The sequence below is a fragment of the Paraburkholderia sp. BCC1884 genome, from assembly GCF_900996225.1.
Lineage (GTDB): Bacteria > Pseudomonadota > Gammaproteobacteria > Burkholderiales > Burkholderiaceae > Paraburkholderia.
Map to the genome: position 1 here is coordinate 145,148 of NZ_CAAJGL010000068.1, position 16,959 is coordinate 162,106.

Sequence of the window (16,959 nt, forward strand, 5' to 3'; positions counted from 1 at the left end):
CGAGCTTCACTCCGCCGCGCGGGTCCAATCCGCTTTCCCTAGGCGCATCAGCAAATGGCATTTATTCGCCTCCTACCCTGAATACCGCACGGGTACTCTCCCACGTTTGCCGACTGCTCAGAACCGCAGCGGTTCGGACCGTGGACCTGAGCGCCAGCCTAGGCTCAATCGTGGCTACCATCCGGCTACCCGCTTTCATACAGGCAAAAATCGCCAAAACATTCCGAGAAAAAATATAAGTCATAAATGTTCACTACCTAACCTCCTCGCCACTCGATGAACATCCCACCGCACCCCGCCAATCGCGGTCCCCACCAACCCGCGACTCCCCCCGCAGCCGCTAAAATCCCTCCAAATCCACTACCCCTCCGCCCCACCGTCATGATCACCCTCTACCACAACCCAAATTGCTCGAAATCGCGCGCCGTCCGCGACCTGATCGCGAGCACCTACAACGTCCCCAACGAGGCGACCGAAATCGTCGAATACCTGAAACACCCTCTGACGATCGCCCAACTCCAGCAACTCAACACCCAACTAGGTTGCCCGGTTCGCGAGATGATCCGCGACACGGAAGACGAATACAAAGAACTCAACCTCGCCGACTCCACCCTGACTGAAGCTCAGTTATACGAAGCACTGGCTCGTCATCCGATCCTGCTGCAAAGACCCATCGTCGTGCGAAACGGGCGTGCCGTGATTGGCCGTCCGCCGGAAAATGTCGCGGCCCTCTTCGCCTAGGCACTTCCATCAGAGACGCCACGTGCGATTTGCCACCGTGCCGCCCCGACGCGCCGAGCCTCGCTACAATCCGTCATCCGCACACGGCTGCGGAGGCATCAATCGACAACAAGGGACATCGTGCATCTGACGACAACACTCGCGCCGTGGTCATCCCACGACACTCAACTGATTCTGTCGTGCGGGCTCGGGCTCGCACTGATCATCGTCTTCATCAGCGTGCTGAAGCTCGCGCCGTTTCTGTCGATTCTGGTCGGCACATTTGCGGCGGGCTTCGCGGCTGGCCTGCCGCTCGAAGCAGTCGCCAGCGCGTTCAGCAAGGGCGCAGGCGCATTGCTCGGCGATGTCGGGATCATCATCGCGCTCGGCGCCATGCTCGGCGCGTTGATGGCCGAATCGGGCGCGGCCGACCGGCTCGTTTCGACCATTCTCAAACACTCCACGCCACGCACGCTGCCATGGATGATGGCCGTCGTCGCGCTCATCATCGGCCTGCCGCTGTTCTTCGAGGTCGGCCTCGTGATGATGGTGCCGATCATCTTCGTCATGGCGCGCCGCTCGAACCAACCGATCCTGCGAATCGCGATTCCCGCGCTCGCCGGCATGACGACCCTGCATGCACTTTTGCCGCCCCACCCGGGTCCGTTGATCGCGGTGAGCGCGCTGCACGCCGACCTCGGTCTGACGCTCGGCCTCGGCCTGATCGTCGCGATTCCGGCGGTCATTCTCGCGGGCCCGTTGTATGGCATCTGGTTGTCGAAACGGATGCACGTGGTCGAGCCGGAAGAAATGGGCAAGCTTTTTAGCGCGCAGCAAAGCACGGCCGAGCCGCCGGGTTTCGCCATCTCGCTCGCGACGATTCTGTTGCCGGTCGTGTTGATGCTCGGTCGCACTGTCGCCAAACTGCTGCTGCAGCCCGAAACTTTTCTGTTCAACACGTTGAATTTCCTCGGCGAACCGCTGGTCGCGCTGGGCCTCACCGTGCTGTTCGCGGTGGTTGCGCTCGGCTGGTCGCGCGGTATGGCGCGTGATCGTGTCGGCGGCATTCTGCGCAAGAGCTTGCCGCCGATCGCCGCGCTGCTACTGACCATCGGCGCCGGTGGCGGTCTCAAGCAGGCGCTCGTCGTCGCGGGGATCAGCACGACCATCGGCAAGATCGCAGTCGGCGCGCACATGCCGCTGATTCTGCTGGCGTGGCTAATCGCGGTCGCGTTGCGTCAGGCCACAGGCTCGGCGACCGTTGCCACGACTACGACGGCGGGTATCGTCGCACCGGTCGTCGTCGGATTGAGCGCGACGCACAATTCGTTGATGGCGCTCGCCATTGGTGCTGGCTCGGTGTTCTTCTGCCACGTCAACGATGCGGGTTTCTGGATGGTGCGCGAATATTTCGGGCTGCAGTTGAAGCAGACGGTGTTCGTCTGGTCGGTGCTGCAAACGATCGTCTCGGTCGTTGGCCTCGCCTTGACGCTCGTGATGTGGACCGTGCTGACGTAACAAAAGGCGCGCCTCCCGGCAAGCGACGCGACGTGCACGACCGTACGCGCCGCCTCGCCGGGCGAGCGCCAGAGCATTCACAACGGCGCGTCCGGTGACGTCATGTACGCCGCGAGAGCTGCTGGCTTACTCCTCTTCTTTCGCCGTGCCAGGTGCCGCAATCCCGCTCATCTCATGCGCGGCGACGCGCAGCAAACGGATCTGTTTGCGATAGTTGCGGCAGCCGCTGCAGGTCGGCAAATGCAGTCGGATCGCAACCCACTCACCGGTCGTCAAGCGACGATCGAGCGCGTCGGACAACAGACGCGTGATGTTTTTACATTTCCCCATTCGCATCCTCGCTGGATAAGCCTTTTTCGCTCAGGCACGTGCGCAGGCGAAGGCGCGCGCGATAAATCAGCACACTGCAGTGATTGGCGGTCATCTGCAATTCGGCGCAAATCGCCTCGGTCTCGAGTTCAAGAAATTCGCGCATCATGAAGACGCGGCCGATGTGTTCGGGCAGATGATCCAGACACATCTCGAACAACGTCCAGAACTGCTGGCGGCGCAGTGCGGTTTCCGGCGTCGGCCACGGGCGCGGTTTGGTTTGGGCAGACCAGTGGCCGTTGTCCTTGAACAATTCGCGATCGAGTACGGCTTCACCGTCGAGCTCCGATTCGAGCGATGACAGATTGACCGTACGCCGCCGCGCTCTCAGCGTATCGACGAGCTTGTGCCGCAGGATGCCGAACACCCACGTCTTGTGTTCCGACTGCGCCGCGAATCGGTCTGCCTGACCCCATGCGGCGGCAAGCGCTTCCTGCACGGCATCTTCAGCGGCCGCGGCGTCGCGTAATTGCAAGCGGGCGAAGCGCACCAGGTCACGCCGCAGCTGCGTCACATAGATGGGATCGTCGAGCGCCGGGCCGCCTAGTTGCGCCATGGCTGGCTCCGCCGTGTGGTCAGGTTTGGCGACACAGGGTCTCGTGAATCGTCGTGGTTCATAAAGGCTGCCTTCCCTCGTTCTGACGCTGTTGTCGCGGTATGCAGGGGGCTTATGACAACAGCAATTAATTATTGCGAAAATTGAAATCAAGTGGAGACGAAAGCTGCTTCCGGCCGACCATCGCAAGTCTGATTATTGCAATAATTGAAAAAAAGTCTTTGCGACTTTGCTGTTTTTTGCCTCGCATCCAATCGCTATTCTCCAGTCCATCGATCGCATTGATCGCAAACCCACGCTGAAGGAGTAGCACCATGAAACGCATTCTGTCCGCCCTGATCGCTTCCGTCGCGCTGTTTGCCGCTGCATCGGGCGCTGCTCACGCGGCGGCCCCGGCGCAATGCAATGGCCCGGCATCGTACTGCAACACCTTCTTCGGTAACTAAAGCAAAAAATCCGACGAGCCGTATCGTCGACAAAGCGTTTCGCGAAGTCAAAAAGAAGGGCGCCAATACGGCGCCCTTCTTTGCGTCGACCTCTCGACTGACAGCATCGTCTCGCTCACGCGGCACGCCAAAGCAACACCCGCGCCTGGCGCGCGAATGCGTCAAATACTCGTCGTCCTAACGTGTTACAGTAAGTCGATAGCTTGCAGTTCTCCTGCGCCATCGCGCGGTCTTTACGGCAAACGCCTTTTCATTCTCGTGCCCTGCGCCGAACAGGGTCCCGTCCTCCCACACCGCTTTGTGATGTCGTCAGTTCTGGCTGCCTGAAGGGCCATCCTGCGCACGCATCGTGAATCAAGACCCGGTTTTCGCAGAGGCGTCATGCGTTCGGCGGCACTGCCGCCACAGCAAGGGCGACACGGTTTGCGAAGCCCTTATCGGAGACGACCATCATGAGCAATACCATCAGAAGCTACCGGGGCCTGGAGATTTATCCGCTGGTTTATCCGCATCAGCCGCGCGGTGTCGATGGCGTGCGCCATTACGATTCGGGCTTCGACGCGGCGGTGCGTATCAGCCGGCGCGGCACCGATGACAGCACGACGACGAGCCGGGTGTTTCGCGTGCCGAGTCGCACGCCGTTCGGCGCAGCTGGCGACGCGCGCATGGCCTCCACCAGCTACGCAGAGCAATTGATCGACGGCATGGTTGCCGGTCAATCGATTGCCGGACTGTGAGCCGCACACCGATGGCAAGTTACGCATCCCGCCGCGCGCAAAGCGCCCATCTTCCTGCGCAGAACGACCGCGAAAATTATCAGGTGAGCGCGTCGTCGCGGCGCACCTCGAGTGGCACCGTGCCAACGCTCAAGGTGATCCGTTTGAGCGACGAGCGCGTGATCTACCCCTTCCAGGGTCACGCCGACATGCCCTTCTTCGACGACGCCGAGGCCGCGCAATCTTACGCAGAAACTTACGGCTGGAAACTCGTCGACGGTGACATCGCAGTGCCGGAGTAAGCAGCGGGAAACCGATGCGCGACGAGTTGTTGCGCATAGAAGCAGACCGGCATCTGACCTGTTGGTGCCTCAAATAGTCCGCGACCGGAAGCAGGCTTGATTGGCAAGGCAAAAGTACCAGTTATCCACAAGGTTATTCAGTGAATCTGTGGATAACTTTGTCGCTCGCGAGGTTATCCACCGATAGCGGTGGTTCCCCTGTTCCCAGATAGTGGAAAATCCAAGCTTTGGCACGTACGGCGCAATCCGCTGGGCTTTTGCCTATGATGGACAGTTCGTCCCTTCTGCGCGTCAAGCGCCCTATCTCGAGGAAGCGAACCATGGCCCATCACATTGCAGTCGTTGTCGGCAGTCTGCGCCGCGAGTCGTTCAACCGGCAGTTGGCGCAAGCGGTAATTTCCCTTGCGCCATCGGACTTTACGTTCGAATTCATCGACATCGGTTCCTTGCCGCTCTACAACCAGGACTTCGATGCCGACTATCCTGAAGCCGGCAAGCAACTCAAGCAGCGCATCGAAGCCGCCGACGGCCTGTTGTTCGTCACGCCCGAATACAACCGTTCCATCCCAGGTGTGCTCAAGAACGCGCTCGACTGGGGTTCGCGTCCTTGGGGCACCAATTCATGGGGCAAGAAACCCGGCGCCGTGATCGGCACGTCGGTCGGGGCGACCGGCACCGCGCTCGCGCAGCAGCATCTGCGCAACGTGCTGGCTTATCTCGACGTACCCACACTTGGTCAGCCCGAGGTGTTTATCAAACACGATCCGGCGGTCATCAATGAGAAAGGCGAGATCGTTAATGAGGGAACGCGAAAATTCTTGCAGGGCTTTGTCGATCGTTACGTTGCGTGGGTCAAACTGAATAGCGCTGCCTGACGCACGACGGCGGCGGACCATCGCCTGATGGCCCGCCGCCGCGCTTGACCACTGTCGCGATCAGACGTGGTGATGTCCCGTCACGCGTTCCCAACCATGACGCACGGCGAGCTTGAAACGCTCCCACGTGCTGTCCGGCGAGGTCGTCTCCCACTTGCGACGTGCTTCCGGTTCGACGTCGTCCCACGCGCTGTCGCGGAAACGTGCGTCCTGACCGATCTCCGCGCCATAGCGATACGCCGGCACGTAGTCCTCATAGCGCGAATTTTCGGCGGCGTATTGCTCATCGTAGTGGGACCGAAAATCTTCTTCGTATTCCAGATACTCGTTCGGCATCTGGCCGCCCAGGCCAGCAGTCGGCTGCGCAGCCTCCGACACGACCTCGGACGGCCTCATGATCGCGCCCGAGCCAGGCATTGAACCCGCCGCAACAGCACTGCGTCCGACGTCGCCCACCAGCGGGTCGATTACGGGGTCATTGACCGGATCAAGCACCGGCCGCTCGTTGATGGGCGGCGGCACGAAGGGCTCCGCGTCCGTGCTTCCCGGCGGCATGGTGTAGAGCGGATCGGTAGCCGGCGTGACGGGCCGCGTCGGAGCCACGGGTGTCGTCAAGTCAGGCATCTCAGAGGCACTTACGCTCGATGAGCGCGGCGCCCCCGGCGTCATGGCGCCGATTCCTAATTCGTCGAGTACCGAATGCTCGCGCCCACTAGCCGTTTGCGTATCCCAATCAGGCGAGCGCTCGCCGATGTCCGTCGCGCCCATTCTTGTCAGCGTACTGCGCGCGAGTTCGGCGTGCGACTCGCTGGCTGCGTCCACGCATACCAGGATTGCGCCCCGCCGCACGGCCTCGGCATAACGGGCGGTTTCCGGCGAACGTGGGCCCGATGCGAACAAACTCGAAAGAAAACGCTCGATGTTGGCCAGCACGCCTGCGCCGGCCACTTCATCCGTTGCGGAACCGACGGACGGCTCCGGATTTGCCTGCAACTCAATGGTTTCGCGCGCAAAGCCGGTTTGCACGAGCGTGTCGCGTGCGGCTTCCGCTTGAGAATAGGTGTCGAATAAACCAATCACGGTATGGCGCATGGCTGTCTCCCGACGGGTAAAAAGGTGGAACGAATGGCGCACAAATGCGCCGCTTTCCTTCCTTTTCCCGCCGCAACGATCGTGCCGCGCGTGGTCGATTTGCCGCCTGTCCCCGCCGGGGCGCGCCTGCGCGCGATCCGAGGCCCGGCGGCATGGCGCGTCGGCCGAACGCTTTTACAAGCTTTCACGCAAATGACATGGTCTCGCCGCGCGCCGCTTCGCAGCCGCGTCAATCGGCAGGATGCGCCGCGGGATCGGAGCCGCTCTGCGAGAGGTCTCGCTGAATGGCTTGCAGCAGCGTCTCCAGCAAGCCGATATCGAAGGGTTTGGAGAGCACCCGCACGTCGACGTGCCGCGCGCGATCGAGCTCTTCCGCGTAGCCGGTGACCAGAATGACGGGCAACCTGGGTTCGAACGCCAGCACCGCTTCCGCCAGATCGATGCCGTTCATGGCACCCGGCATGTGAATGTCGGACAACACGAGATCGAACGGCAGCGGCTCGCCAGTGCGGGCTTGCCTCGCGTGCGCGTCGTCGAACAGGCGCAGCGCCGTGTCCGCATTGAAGACGCAGGTGATCTGGTGGCCCATCATCTGCAACAGCGCTTCCGTGCCGGCCGCCACCTCCGCGTTGTCCTCGACGAGCAGAATGCGCAGACCCTGCGGTACGCCGCTCTCGGCGGCGCTCGTTTCGGCAGGACGGTCGGCTTCGGGTTCGTCCGTGGCGCGCGGCAGATAAAGGCGCACCGAGGTGCCCGCGCCGACCGCGCTGTCGATCGCCGCCAGTCCGCCCGAGCGTTCGCAGAACGCGAAAACCTGCGGCAGGCCGAGACCTGTGCCCATGCCCTTCGGTTTGGTCGTGAAGAGCGGCTCGAAGGCGCGCGCGAGCACGTCGGACGCCATACCGGCGCCCGTATCCTCGAGCGTGAGTTGCACGAAGTCGCCAGTCAGCGGGAAACCGTCTTCGTGACGGAACGGGATATTCGACGCGCGCACCGTGAAGCGACCGCCGTTCGGCATGGCGTCGCGCGCGTTGACGGCGACATTGATCAGCGCGAGTTCGAGTTCGGCGACGTCGACGCACATTGGCCAAACGTCCACGCCGATATCGATCACCAGCGACACCTTGGCGCCCAGCGAGGCGCGCAGCAATTCGCGGCACGCCGGCAGCCAGCGTTCGATTGACAGCGTCTCGGTGCGCAACGGCTGTTTGCGCGCGACCCCGAGCAGTTGACGAGTCAGCGCTTCGCCACTCTTGAGGGCCCGCTCCATCGCCGTCAATTCGCGGTCGATGCCCGCCACGCTGCGCCGCCGCGCGATCTGCACGTTGGCGGAAAGGATCATCAACAGATTGTTGAAATCGTGTGCGACGCTGCCGACCAGCGTCCCGAGCGCTTCCATCTTGCGCGACTGGCGGTAGGCGGATTCGATCGAGCGGCGCATCGACGCCTCGGCTTGCCAGCGCTGCCATGCCTCCTCTTCGGCGCCGAGACGCCGCAGCGACAGCCAGATCACGCACCACAGCGCGATGGACGGCGTGAACATCGACAGGATCAGCACGCCGAGGTGCCGATACCAGCCGGCCCAGATCGCCGACGTGCGATAGCCGCACAACACGTACACCGGGTAAGAGCCGACATGCCGGAACGCGACGATCTGATCCTCACCGTCGACGTTCGAGCGCACTTGCACGACGCCGGCGCGCCGCCCTTGCGCCAGCGCATCCGCCAATACCGAATGCGCCGCCATGGCCGTCGGCTCGCGCGGGCTGCGTGGGTAGTGCGCGAGCACCGCGCCGTCCATGCGGACCATCGTCATGGTCACCGGCGTGCTGTCTTTGCTACCGAGCAACTCGCGGTAGAACGCGTCGAAATAGCTGGGCCGCAGTGCGACGGAGACCGTGCCGGCGAACGCGCCATGGGCGTCGCGCCGATCCACGCCCATGTTGAACACCTGCTCGCCGGCGACGTGGCCGGTCATGACCTTCGACACATGTTCCAGATCGCGCCCGTCGCGGATGCCGACGAAGTCGTCGCGGTTGCCGATCGACACCGCCGGCGACGGATAAAACCGGCTGCTTGCGAGCAGGTTGCCGTCGCGCCCGAAGATCGATACCGCGGCGACTTGCGGATAGCCGCCGCCCATCGTGCGCAGCTTCTCGTGAATCTCGGCCTCGCGCTCGCGAATGCCGTTGTCGTCCAGACCCTCGGTCAGATCGACGATGCGCGAATCGAGCGTTTCGTTCATGTCGAACACCTTCAGCGCGTGTTCTTCGGCGACGCGCACGGTGCGCAGGGTCAGGTCGGTGGCATCGGCTTCGCGCGCGCGCAGATCGCTGTAGGCCATCGCCGCGACGTACACGCACGGCAGCACGACGGCCATCACCAGCAGCGCGATGAGCGTGATGCGCCGCACGTGGAAATTCTGCTCCGGCACGGAGGGAAATGTCGCGCCTTCCTGACGGTCGGCGGAAAGTCGGCTCGCACGAGGCGGGTCGAACCGGTCTGATGTCATGTCGGGAATGCCAGGGTGGTTCGGGACGAAAAGGCCGGGAACTACCATCATACGAGAAGCATGGGCGGCCGCGGCGGTAGAAGTGACCGTTCGACGCACGGCGGACGGGTACAGGGTTATTCGTCTGTTTTTTGAATCAGCGACGAATCGAGAAGCGCAAACGTACACAAAAGCGTAAATGAAACAGAAATCTTTCTTTATCTATCGAAATTTTTTCCAAAATCAGCATTGATGGGAAAATTCCATTAGCGAAGCGGATTTCGTCGAGTTGCCTTTCCGCGAGTTTGCTTCGAGAATCGGCCCTACGATAAAAAATGCGTCCGCCATGTTCGGACGTATTGCCGCGAGGGCAGCCCGACCATGCGTACGACGCGTGAGGACGGCGTTCGCGGAAACACGCGCGCGGCAGGGGACCAACCCGATCCAGAAGCCGCGCCGATTCATCTACGGGGTAGGCTTCGAACATGCCGGTCATAGCCGTCGTCCACCGTGCGCGCACGCATTCATGCCTGCCCACCGGTTCCAGCCCGCGCGTTTTGCCGCGCGTCCTCGCTGCTCGCTCGCAGTCTGCCGCCCACGCCGCTTCAACCTGCTTTGCCGCCGGTCGACAGACCTCGCGCTAAAGAAGTCGCCGCTATGCGCCGTTAATACGCTATAGACAATTCCGTTTCCGACCCGCCCATGTCCTTGCCCATTGTGATCGCCGATGATTCGTTGCTTGCCCGCAAGGTGCTCACCAAGGCATTGCCGCCGGAGTGGGAGGTCGACGTGTCTTACGCGTCGAACGGGCGTGAAGCGCTCGCGCTGTATCGCGAAGGCAAGGCATCGGTCATGTTCCTCGATCTGACGATGCCGGACATGACCGGCTACCAGGTGCTGGAAGCCTTGCAGCACGAGGATCTGAATACCTTCGTCATCGTCGTCTCCGCTGATGTTCAGCCGATGGCCCAGTCGCGCGTGCGCGCGCTCGGCGCCGTGGCGTTCATTGCCAAGCCCGTGACGCCCGAGGCGCTACTACCCATCCTCAAGGAGTACGGGTTGTATGTCTGAGCCAGTCCTGAACGAAGACCAGCGCGACGCGCTGCAGGAGGTCGCCAATCTGGCGATGGGCCAAGCCGCGACGCGTCTCGCGCGGCTGCTCGATGCGTTCATCGAATTGTCGGTGCCGCGCGTCAAAGTGGTGGCGGTTCGCGACGCGGCCGATGCGCTGCGCGAGATGACCGGTATCGAGGACACCGTCAGCGCGGTGCGCCAGGGGTTCCGCTCGGACATCAAGGGCGAAGCGCTGGTGATCTGCCGCAGCGACAGCATCGCGCAGCTGTGTTCGCTCGTCAGCGATCCGTACGCACGTTCGAGCTATGAAGCGGTGAGCCAGCGGGAACTCGTGTTCGACGTGGCGAACGTGCTGACCGGCGCGTGCGTCTCATGCATTCTCGACCAGCTCGGCCGCACGCCGATTTTCTCCGCGCCGGGCCTGCTCGGCGAAGCCATGACGCTCGACGAGGTGTTTCAGCCCGGCGTGCTGCAATGGGAAGTCGCCCTGCTGGTCGAAGTCAATTTTGCGCTGGAGGATCAGAGCTTCCGCGCGCATCTCGTGATGCTGATGGCCGAAGAATCGATTCGCCACATGAACGGAGCGCTCGACGCGCTGTTGTCCAGTCTATGAGCGTGTCCGCTGCCTCGTTGAGCGAACTCGTGGTGGAGCGCGTCGGCTTCGGCATTTTCGTGCTCGATCGCGAGATGAACGTGCTCATGTGGAATCGCTTCATGCAGGACCACAGCGGTCTGACGCCCGACCAGGTGGTCGGCAAGTCGCTCTTCACGCACTTTCCCGAACTGCCGCGCGTGTGGTTGTCGCGCAAGATCGAAAGCGTGTTTCAGCTCGGCAGTTTTGCGTTCAGCTCGTGGGAACAGCGCCCGTATCTCTTCAAATTCGATCACGACCGGCCGATTACCGGCGGCGTCGACTTCATGCAGCAGGACTGCACGTTCATGCCGCTCATGCGCGATCGTGAAGTGGTGGCCGTGTGCGTGACCATTTCCGATGTGACGCACGTGAGCATCGTGCAGCGCGAGCGCGAAGAGGCGGTCGCCAAACTGCAGGAATACGCCGACCGTGACGGCCTGACGGGCATCGCCAACCGCCGTTTCTTCGAGGGCCGTCTGCGTGACGAGTACATCCGCTGGCAGCGCTACGGCGGCGAGATGTCCATGTTGCTGTTCGATCTCGACCACTTCAAGAAAATCAACGACCAATTCGGCCACGGCGTCGGCGATACCGTGTTGCGCGTGATGGCGCAGCGCGTCGCCGAGGTGGTGCGGGCGCAGGATACGTTCGGGCGCTTCGGCGGCGAGGAGTTCGCCTTGCTGCTGCCGTGCACGCCGCTCGACGACGCGATGCGCGTCGCGGAAAAGATCCGCTGCACCATCGCCGATACGCCGGTCGAAGTGCAGGGCACCAGCGTGCCGGTGACGGCGAGCGTCGGCGGCGCGTCGGCGCGGCCGGGCGTGCCGACGTACGACGTGCTGATCAACGAAGCCGACGCAGCGCTGTACAGCGCGAAGCGGCAAGGTCGCAACCGCTCGGTGGCATTCGTTTAAGCGGGCGCGGCCGCTTTTCGTTCCGCGCACGAAGCTCTCCGACAGGCACCGCGCGGCTGCCGAACCGCCTCCCGACCGCGCCTGGCGCCTCAATCCGGCCCCACATTTCCCCGCAACGCTGCGGCATCTCACAAACGTTGATATACTTTTCGCCGTTTCCGGCATCCCTGCCGGGTGTGTTGCGCGTGTCCGCGCGCGCGTGCCGCTCGCCTCGCGGGTGAGCATCAAACTTCTTGACCGCCTTTCAGCAGGCGCCTCCAGCGGAGATCGTCTTGGCTGTTTCCAATCCTGTCGTGGACGATACTGAAATCGACGCCGCTGCCGCTACCTCCGGCAGCTCGTTCTATCTCGCGATGCGCATCTTGCCGGCCGCGCAGCGCGATGCGATGTATCAGGTCTACGCCTTTTGCCGCGCTGTCGACGATATCGCCGACAGCGGCATGCCGCGCGCCGAACGCGCCGCCGCGCTCGAGCGCTGGCGCGCCGACATCGACGCGTGCTACGCCGGTGCGCCGCGTGCTTCGCTGCGCGCGCTGACGCGGCACATTCACACGTTTCATCTGCAGCGCGAGGATTTTCACGCGATGATCGACGGCATGGCGATGGATGCCGCCGCCGACATCTGCGGCCCCGACGAAGCCACCCTCGATCTGTACTGCGACCGTGTCGCCAGTGCGGCGGGTCGTCTATCGGTGAGGATCTTCGGGATGCAGGACGAACCTGGCCGGTTGCTGGCGCACCACCTGGGCCGCGCACTGCAACTGACCAACATCCTGCGCGACATCGACGAAGACGCGGGCATCAACCGTTGCTACCTGCCGCATGAATTGCTGGCGCGCGAAGGCATCGCGGTGGAAAGCCCCACGCAGATCGCCGACGACCCGTCGCTGCCGCGCGTGTGCGCGACGCTCGCCGCGCGTGCCAGGGAGCACTTCGCCGCGTCCGACGCCATCATGGACCGCGAGCCGCGCGCCGAGGTCAGGGCGCCGCGCATCATGTCGGGCGTTTATCGTGTGCTGCTCGAACGCACGCTGGAGCGCGGCTTCGACATTCCGCGCACCAAGGTCCGCAAGCCGAAGTTGCGCATGCTGTGGATCGTCGCGCGCTACGCGCTTTTCTGACCGGATGCAAAGGCTCGTACATGTGGTCGGCGCGGGCCTTGCCGGCCTCGCCGCCGCAGTGCAGCTGCAGCGGCGCGGCGCGCAAGTCGTGCTGCACGACGCAGCCGATTACGCCGGCGGCCGTTGCCGCTCTTACTACGACGCGAAGCTGGGCGCGACCCTCGACAGCGGCAATCACATGTTGCTGTCGGGCAATTTCGCCACGCTGAACTATGCTCGCGCGATCGGCGCTGCCGACGAACTGGTTGGCCCGGCGCTGCCCGAATATCCGTTCGTCGACTTGGCTACGCGGGCGCGCTGGACCGTGCGCATGTCGGCGGGGCGCTTGCCTTGGTGGATCTTCGATACGAATGCCCGCGTACCGAACACCGGCCCGACCGATTATCTGGCGCTCGTGCCGCTGCTGTTCGCCAAACCCGGACGCAGTGTCGCGCAAACCATGCGTTGCGATGGCCCGTTGTGGGATCGTCTGCTGCGCCCGCTGTTTCACGCGATGCTCAATGTCGAGCCGCGCGAGGCATCGGCGGAATTGACGGGGGCGATGGTGCGCGAAACCTTGCTGGCCGGCAGCCTGGCATGTCGGCCGCTGGTGCCGCGCAACGGTTTGGGCAGCGCGTTCGTCGATCCGGCGCTGCGCTTGCTGCAACATGGCGGCGCGGCAATCCGGTTGGGCTCGCGTCTGCGCGAAACGCAGTTCGCCGCCGACGGCAGTCGCGTGCAAACGCTGCATTTCGCGGATGAATCGATCGCGCTCGAAGCGAACCATGCCGTGATTCTGGCCGTGCCGTCAGACATCGCGCAGACGCTCGTGCCCGGCTTGCGCGCGCCGACTCGCTTCGCCGCTACCGTGAACGTGCATTTTGCCGTCGAGCCGCCGTTTGGATTGCCGCCGATTACCGGCCTGCTCAATGGAACATCGGCATGGCTGTTTGCTTCCGATGGACGCTTGTCGGTAAGCGTGAGCGACGCCGAGCGGCTGCTCGACACACCGCACGACGAACTGGCGGCGACCGTATGGGCCGACGTGGCCCAGGCGGCCACTCTCCCTGTCCTGCCGATGCCGGCCTGGCAGGTCGTCGCGGAAAAACGCGCGATGTTTGCCGCGTTGCCGGATCAGGAAACGCTGCGTCCGGGCACGCGCACTCGCTGGAAAAATTTGCTGCTCGCGGGCGACTGGACGGCCACCGGCCTGCCCGCGACGATAGAAGGCGCGATCCGCTCCGGCCAGAAGGCCGCGGATACGTTGCTGAATGAACCGATGGAACGCCGATGAACGATTTATCTCAAACCCAGCCGCTGGACGACGACGTCCTGCCGGAATTCGCCGATGCGGCGCATGAAGCCGCGACAGCCGCCGCAACGCAAGCCGCGCCCGAAGCGGCAACGCAAGCCGTGTCTGAAACGGCAACGGCCGCCGCCGCAACTGAAGCTAACGCCGCAACGCACGCAGCCCCCGACGCTTCGCTCGACGCCGCCATCACGCGCGCCACCGATGCGATCCTCGCCGCGCAGAAGCCCGACGGGCACTGGGTCTACGAACTCGAAGCCGACGCGACGATTCCCGCCGAGTACGTGCTGCTGGTCCACTACCTCGGCGAAACACCGAACCTCGAACTGGAGCAAAAGATTGCGCGCTACCTGCGTCGCATCCAGTTGCCCAACGGCGGCTGGCCGCTCTTCGCCGACGGTGCGCTCGACATCAGCGCCAGCGTCAAAGCGTACTTCGCGCTGAAGATGATCGGCGAACCGTTGGACGCCGACCACATGGTACGTGCGCGCGACGCGATTCTGGCGAGCGGCGGCGCGGAAAACGTCAACGTCTTCACGCGGATTCTGCTCGCGTTGTTCGGCGTGGTGTCGTGGCGCGCCGTGCCGATGATGCCCGTCGAGATTACGCTGTTGCCCGAGTGGTTTCCGTTCCATCTGTCGAAGGTGTCGTACTGGGCGCGCACGGTCATCGTGCCGCTGCTCGTGCTCAACGCGAAGCGGCCGCTCGCGCGCAATCCGCGCGGCGTGCGCATCGACGAACTGTTCCGCGGCGCGCCGGTCAATACCGGCATGCCAGAACGCGCGCCGCATCAGCATGTCGGCTGGTTCCGTTTCTTCCGCGGCGTGGACGTGGTGCTGCGTGCGGTCGACGGCCTGTTCCCGACGGCGACGCGCGAACGCGCGGTGCGTGCGGCGGTGGCCTTCGTCGATGAACGATTGAATGGCGAAGACGGCCTCGGCGCGATTTTCCCCGCCATGGCCAACTCGGTGATGATGTACGACGTGCTCGGTTATCCGGCCGATCATCCCAACCGTGCAATCGCCCGCGAGTCGATCGACAAATTGCTCGTTATCAAGGATGACGAAGCATATTGCCAACCGTGTCTGTCGCCGGTGTGGGATACCTCGCTTGCCGCGCACGCGCTGCTCGAAACCGGCGAAGCACACGCCGAACAGGCCGCCGAACGCGGGCTCGCGTGGTTGCGTCCGTTGCAGATTCTCGACGTGCGCGGCGACTGGATTTCGCGTCGGCCGAACGTGCGTCCTGGCGGCTGGGCGTTCCAGTACAACAACGCGCACTATCCGGACGTCGACGATACGGCGGTGGTCGCGGCGGCCATGCATCGGTCGGCGCAGCTCACGCAATCCGACGTCGATCGTGACGCGATTGCGCGAGCACGCGAATGGGTCGTCGGCATGCAAAGCAGCGACGGCGGCTGGGGTGCATTCGAGCCGGAAAACACCCAGTACTACCTGAACAACATTCCGTTCTCCGATCACGGCGCCTTGCTCGATCCGCCGACCGCCGACGTTTCCGGCCGTTGTCTGTCGATGCTCGCGCAACTCGGCGAATTCCCGGAAAGCAGCGAGCCGGCGCAACGTGCTTTCGACTACATGCTGAAGGAACAGGAATCGGACGGCAGCTGGTACGGCCGCTGGGGCCTGAACTACATCTACGGCACGTGGACGGCGCTTTGTTCGCTGAACGCAGCGGGCATGCCGCACGACGACCCGCGCCTGAAGCGCGCCGCCCAGTGGCTCCTGTCGATCCAGAACGAGGACGGCGGCTGGGGCGAGGGCGGCGAGAGCTACAAGCTCGACTATCACGGCTACGAGCGCGCCCCGAGCACGGCATCGCAAACCGCATGGGCGCTGATGGGCCTGATGGCGGTCGGCGAAGTCAATCACGAAGCGGTGGCGCGAGGCGTTGCTTACCTGCAGCGCGAACAGCGCGAGCATGGCCTGTGGGACGAAACGCGCTTCACCGCGACCGGCTTCCCGCGCGTGTTCTATCTGCGCTACCACGGTTATCGCAAGTTCTTCCCGTTGTGGGCGCTGGCGCGCTTCCGTCATCTGAAGCGCCATGGCCTCACGCGCGTCACAGTCGGGATCTAACGGATGCCGCTTTCGACAACGTCGTCAGCCGATGCCGGCCGTAGCAGCTTGCCGGTGATCGTGGTGACGGGCATGGCGTTCGAGGCGCGCATCGCGCGCGGTCCGGGCGTCGAGGTGGTGTACGCCGCGCGTGCCGATTTGCTTGAGCGCGCACTGAGCGCGGCGGTGGCGCGCGGTTGTTCGGGCATCGTGAGTTTCGGCACGGCGGGCGGTTTGGCGCCCGATCTGCAGCCGGGCGCATTGATCGTCGCGGATGCCGTCGAAGGGCCGTTCGGACGCCTCGAGACCGATCGGACCTGGACGGACCGGCTGGCGGCCGCACTGACGACCGGGCCGCTGGCGGCGCGTCTGCAACGTGGTTCGATGGCGGCGGTCGCGGCGCCTCTGGTCAGCGCCGCCGACAAGAGCGCACTGCATCGCTCGACTGGCGCGCTTGCGGTCGATATGGAATCCCACATCGCCGGCGCGAGCGCGGCGGCGCAAGGCGTGCCTTTCGCCGTTTGTCGAGCGATCGTCGATCCGGCCTGGCGCACGCTGCCTTCCGCTGCCACGGCAGGTCTTCGCGACGACGGGAGCACGGCCATCGGGCCGATTCTGCGCGAGTTGATGCGCCAGCCGTCGCAACTCGGCGGCCTGATCCAGGTGGCGGTCGATGCCCGGGCGGCCCGTCTCTCGCTGGTCCAGGCCCGACAGGCGATGAGCACGGCCGGTGCGCTCCGGATGGCCGAAGTCTGAGTGACGCACGTC

At 63.8% G+C, this 16,959-nt stretch carries 18 protein-coding genes; 13 read left to right on the forward strand and 5 right to left on the reverse strand.

Features of this window, described 5'->3' with window-relative positions; translation table 11 throughout:
• Window positions 1-381: 381 nt before the first annotated feature.
• Window positions 382-741, forward strand: a complete 360-nt coding sequence (gene arsC, locus FQ705_RS07525; protein WP_144139050.1) for an arsenate reductase (glutaredoxin) — start codon at window positions 382-384, stop codon at window positions 739-741.
• Window positions 742-861: 120 nt separating this feature from the next.
• Window positions 862-2,238, forward strand: a complete 1,377-nt coding sequence (locus FQ705_RS07530) for a gluconate:H+ symporter (RefSeq protein WP_144139053.1) — start codon at window positions 862-864, stop codon at window positions 2,236-2,238.
• A gap of 126 nt (window positions 2,239-2,364) precedes the next feature.
• Here the strand turns inward: FQ705_RS07530 and FQ705_RS07535 are convergent, their stop codons facing one another.
• Window positions 2,365-2,568, reverse strand: a complete 204-nt coding sequence (locus tag FQ705_RS07535; protein WP_144139056.1) for a zf-HC2 domain-containing protein — start codon at window positions 2,566-2,568, stop codon at window positions 2,365-2,367.
• A complete protein-coding gene (locus FQ705_RS07540; protein WP_144139059.1) occupies window positions 2,555-3,163 on the reverse strand; it encodes an RNA polymerase factor sigma-70 in 609 nt (202 codons plus the stop codon). Before FQ705_RS07540 ends, FQ705_RS07535 begins: the two co-directional genes overlap by 14 nt.
• A 314-nt stretch (window positions 3,164-3,477) precedes the next feature.
• On the opposite strand from FQ705_RS07540, the gene FQ705_RS34430 reads away from it, so the two are divergent.
• From FQ705_RS34430 to FQ705_RS07555, 4 genes are all read left to right on the forward strand, one after another.
• Window positions 3,478-3,609 carry a hypothetical protein gene (locus FQ705_RS34430; protein ID WP_260854412.1) on the forward strand — a complete coding sequence of 44 codons (132 nt, stop codon included), beginning with the start codon at window positions 3,478-3,480 and terminating at the stop codon, window positions 3,607-3,609.
• A 452-nt stretch (window positions 3,610-4,061) separates the two neighbouring features.
• Window positions 4,062-4,346 (forward strand): hypothetical protein, encoded by a 285-nt coding sequence (locus FQ705_RS07545; protein WP_144139061.1) that lies wholly within the window; start codon window positions 4,062-4,064, stop codon window positions 4,344-4,346.
• Window positions 4,347-4,357: 11 nt separating this feature from the next.
• Window positions 4,358-4,627 (forward strand): DUF6723 family protein, encoded by a 270-nt coding sequence (locus tag FQ705_RS07550; RefSeq protein WP_144139064.1) that lies wholly within the window; start codon window positions 4,358-4,360, stop codon window positions 4,625-4,627.
• Window positions 4,628-4,947: 320 nt separating this feature from the next.
• Entirely contained in the window at window positions 4,948-5,502 is a 555-nt protein-coding gene (locus FQ705_RS07555) for an NADPH-dependent FMN reductase (RefSeq protein WP_144139067.1), read from the forward strand.
• A gap of 60 nt (window positions 5,503-5,562) precedes the next feature.
• On the opposite strand, the gene FQ705_RS07560 is transcribed toward FQ705_RS07555, so the two are convergent.
• The 3 genes from FQ705_RS07560 to FQ705_RS07570 form a co-directional block, all read right to left on the reverse strand.
• The gene (locus FQ705_RS07560) at window positions 5,563-6,594 is read right to left on the reverse strand and encodes a hypothetical protein (RefSeq protein WP_144139070.1); all 1,032 of its coding nucleotides are present in this window, start codon (window positions 6,592-6,594) and stop codon (window positions 5,563-5,565) included.
• 229 nt (window positions 6,595-6,823) lie between these two features.
• A complete protein-coding gene (locus tag FQ705_RS07565; protein WP_144139073.1) occupies window positions 6,824-9,106 on the reverse strand; it encodes a hybrid sensor histidine kinase/response regulator in 2,283 nt (760 codons plus the stop codon).
• Between the two features lie 136 nt (window positions 9,107-9,242).
• Window positions 9,243-9,581: a hypothetical protein gene (locus tag FQ705_RS07570; RefSeq protein WP_144139076.1), complete on the reverse strand. Its 339-nt coding sequence runs from the start codon at window positions 9,579-9,581 to the stop codon at window positions 9,243-9,245.
• A gap of 206 nt (window positions 9,582-9,787) precedes the next feature.
• Here FQ705_RS07570 and FQ705_RS07575 point away from each other — a divergent pair, with 206 nt between their 5' ends.
• The 7 genes from FQ705_RS07575 to FQ705_RS07605 all read left to right on the forward strand — a co-directional run bounded on the left by FQ705_RS07575 (window position 9,788) and on the right by FQ705_RS07605 (window position 16,947).
• Window positions 9,788-10,156, forward strand: a complete 369-nt coding sequence (locus FQ705_RS07575; RefSeq protein WP_144139079.1) for a response regulator — start codon at window positions 9,788-9,790, stop codon at window positions 10,154-10,156.
• Complete coding sequence (locus tag FQ705_RS07580) at window positions 10,149-10,772, forward strand: chemotaxis protein CheC (RefSeq protein ID WP_144139082.1); 624 nt, start codon at window positions 10,149-10,151, stop codon at window positions 10,770-10,772. Before FQ705_RS07575 ends, FQ705_RS07580 begins: the two co-directional genes overlap by 8 nt.
• A complete protein-coding gene (locus FQ705_RS07585; protein ID WP_144139085.1) occupies window positions 10,769-11,707 on the forward strand; it encodes a diguanylate cyclase in 939 nt (312 codons plus the stop codon). Before FQ705_RS07580 ends, FQ705_RS07585 begins: the two co-directional genes overlap by 4 nt.
• Window positions 11,708-11,979: 272 nt before the next feature.
• Complete coding sequence (gene hpnD / locus FQ705_RS07590) at window positions 11,980-12,828, forward strand: presqualene diphosphate synthase HpnD (RefSeq protein WP_144139089.1); 849 nt, start codon at window positions 11,980-11,982, stop codon at window positions 12,826-12,828.
• Window positions 12,829-12,832: 4 nt separating this feature from the next.
• Window positions 12,833-14,101 (forward strand): hydroxysqualene dehydroxylase HpnE, encoded by a 1,269-nt coding sequence (gene hpnE / locus FQ705_RS07595; RefSeq protein WP_144139092.1) that lies wholly within the window; start codon window positions 12,833-12,835, stop codon window positions 14,099-14,101.
• On the forward strand, window positions 14,098-16,212 hold the full coding sequence (gene shc / locus FQ705_RS07600) for a squalene--hopene cyclase (RefSeq protein WP_144139095.1): 2,115 nt from the start codon (window positions 14,098-14,100) through the stop codon (window positions 16,210-16,212). The genes hpnE and shc overlap by 4 nt, the downstream gene beginning before the upstream one ends.
• Before the next feature lie 3 nt (window positions 16,213-16,215).
• Entirely contained in the window at window positions 16,216-16,947 is a 732-nt protein-coding gene (locus FQ705_RS07605) for a phosphorylase (protein ID WP_144139098.1), read from the forward strand.
• Window positions 16,948-16,959 lie beyond the last annotated feature (12 nt).

Bases quoted from the DNA above. Each gene is read 5' to 3' on its own strand.
- FQ705_RS07570 (WP_144139076.1), bottom strand. From the start codon at position 9,581: ATGACCGGCATGTTCGAAGCCTACCCCGTAGATGAATCGGCGCGGCTT.
- FQ705_RS07575 (WP_144139079.1), top strand. From the start codon at position 9,788: ATGTCCTTGCCCATTGTGATCGCCGATGATTCGTTGCTTGCCCGCAAG.
- hpnE (WP_144139092.1), top strand. From the start codon at position 12,833: ATGCAAAGGCTCGTACATGTGGTCGGCGCGGGCCTTGCCGGCCTCGCC.
- FQ705_RS07545 (WP_144139061.1), top strand. From the start codon at position 4,062: ATGAGCAATACCATCAGAAGCTACCGGGGCCTGGAGATTTATCCGCTG.
- FQ705_RS34430 (WP_260854412.1), top strand. From the start codon at position 3,478: ATGAAACGCATTCTGTCCGCCCTGATCGCTTCCGTCGCGCTGTTTGCC.
- shc (WP_144139095.1), top strand. From the start codon at position 14,098: ATGAACGATTTATCTCAAACCCAGCCGCTGGACGACGACGTCCTGCCG.
- FQ705_RS07540 (WP_144139059.1), bottom strand. From the start codon at position 3,163: ATGGCGCAACTAGGCGGCCCGGCGCTCGACGATCCCATCTATGTGACG.
- FQ705_RS07605 (WP_144139098.1), top strand. From the start codon at position 16,216: ATGCCGCTTTCGACAACGTCGTCAGCCGATGCCGGCCGTAGCAGCTTG.
- FQ705_RS07560 (WP_144139070.1), bottom strand. From the start codon at position 6,594: ATGCGCCATACCGTGATTGGTTTATTCGACACCTATTCTCAAGCGGAA.
- arsC (WP_144139050.1), top strand. From the start codon at position 382: ATGATCACCCTCTACCACAACCCAAATTGCTCGAAATCGCGCGCCGTC.
- FQ705_RS07550 (WP_144139064.1), top strand. From the start codon at position 4,358: ATGGCAAGTTACGCATCCCGCCGCGCGCAAAGCGCCCATCTTCCTGCG.
- FQ705_RS07565 (WP_144139073.1), bottom strand. From the start codon at position 9,106: ATGACATCAGACCGGTTCGACCCGCCTCGTGCGAGCCGACTTTCCGCC.
- FQ705_RS07580 (WP_144139082.1), top strand. From the start codon at position 10,149: ATGTCTGAGCCAGTCCTGAACGAAGACCAGCGCGACGCGCTGCAGGAG.
- FQ705_RS07535 (WP_144139056.1), bottom strand. From the start codon at position 2,568: ATGGGGAAATGTAAAAACATCACGCGTCTGTTGTCCGACGCGCTCGAT.
- FQ705_RS07585 (WP_144139085.1), top strand. From the start codon at position 10,769: ATGAGCGTGTCCGCTGCCTCGTTGAGCGAACTCGTGGTGGAGCGCGTC.
- FQ705_RS07555 (WP_144139067.1), top strand. From the start codon at position 4,948: ATGGCCCATCACATTGCAGTCGTTGTCGGCAGTCTGCGCCGCGAGTCG.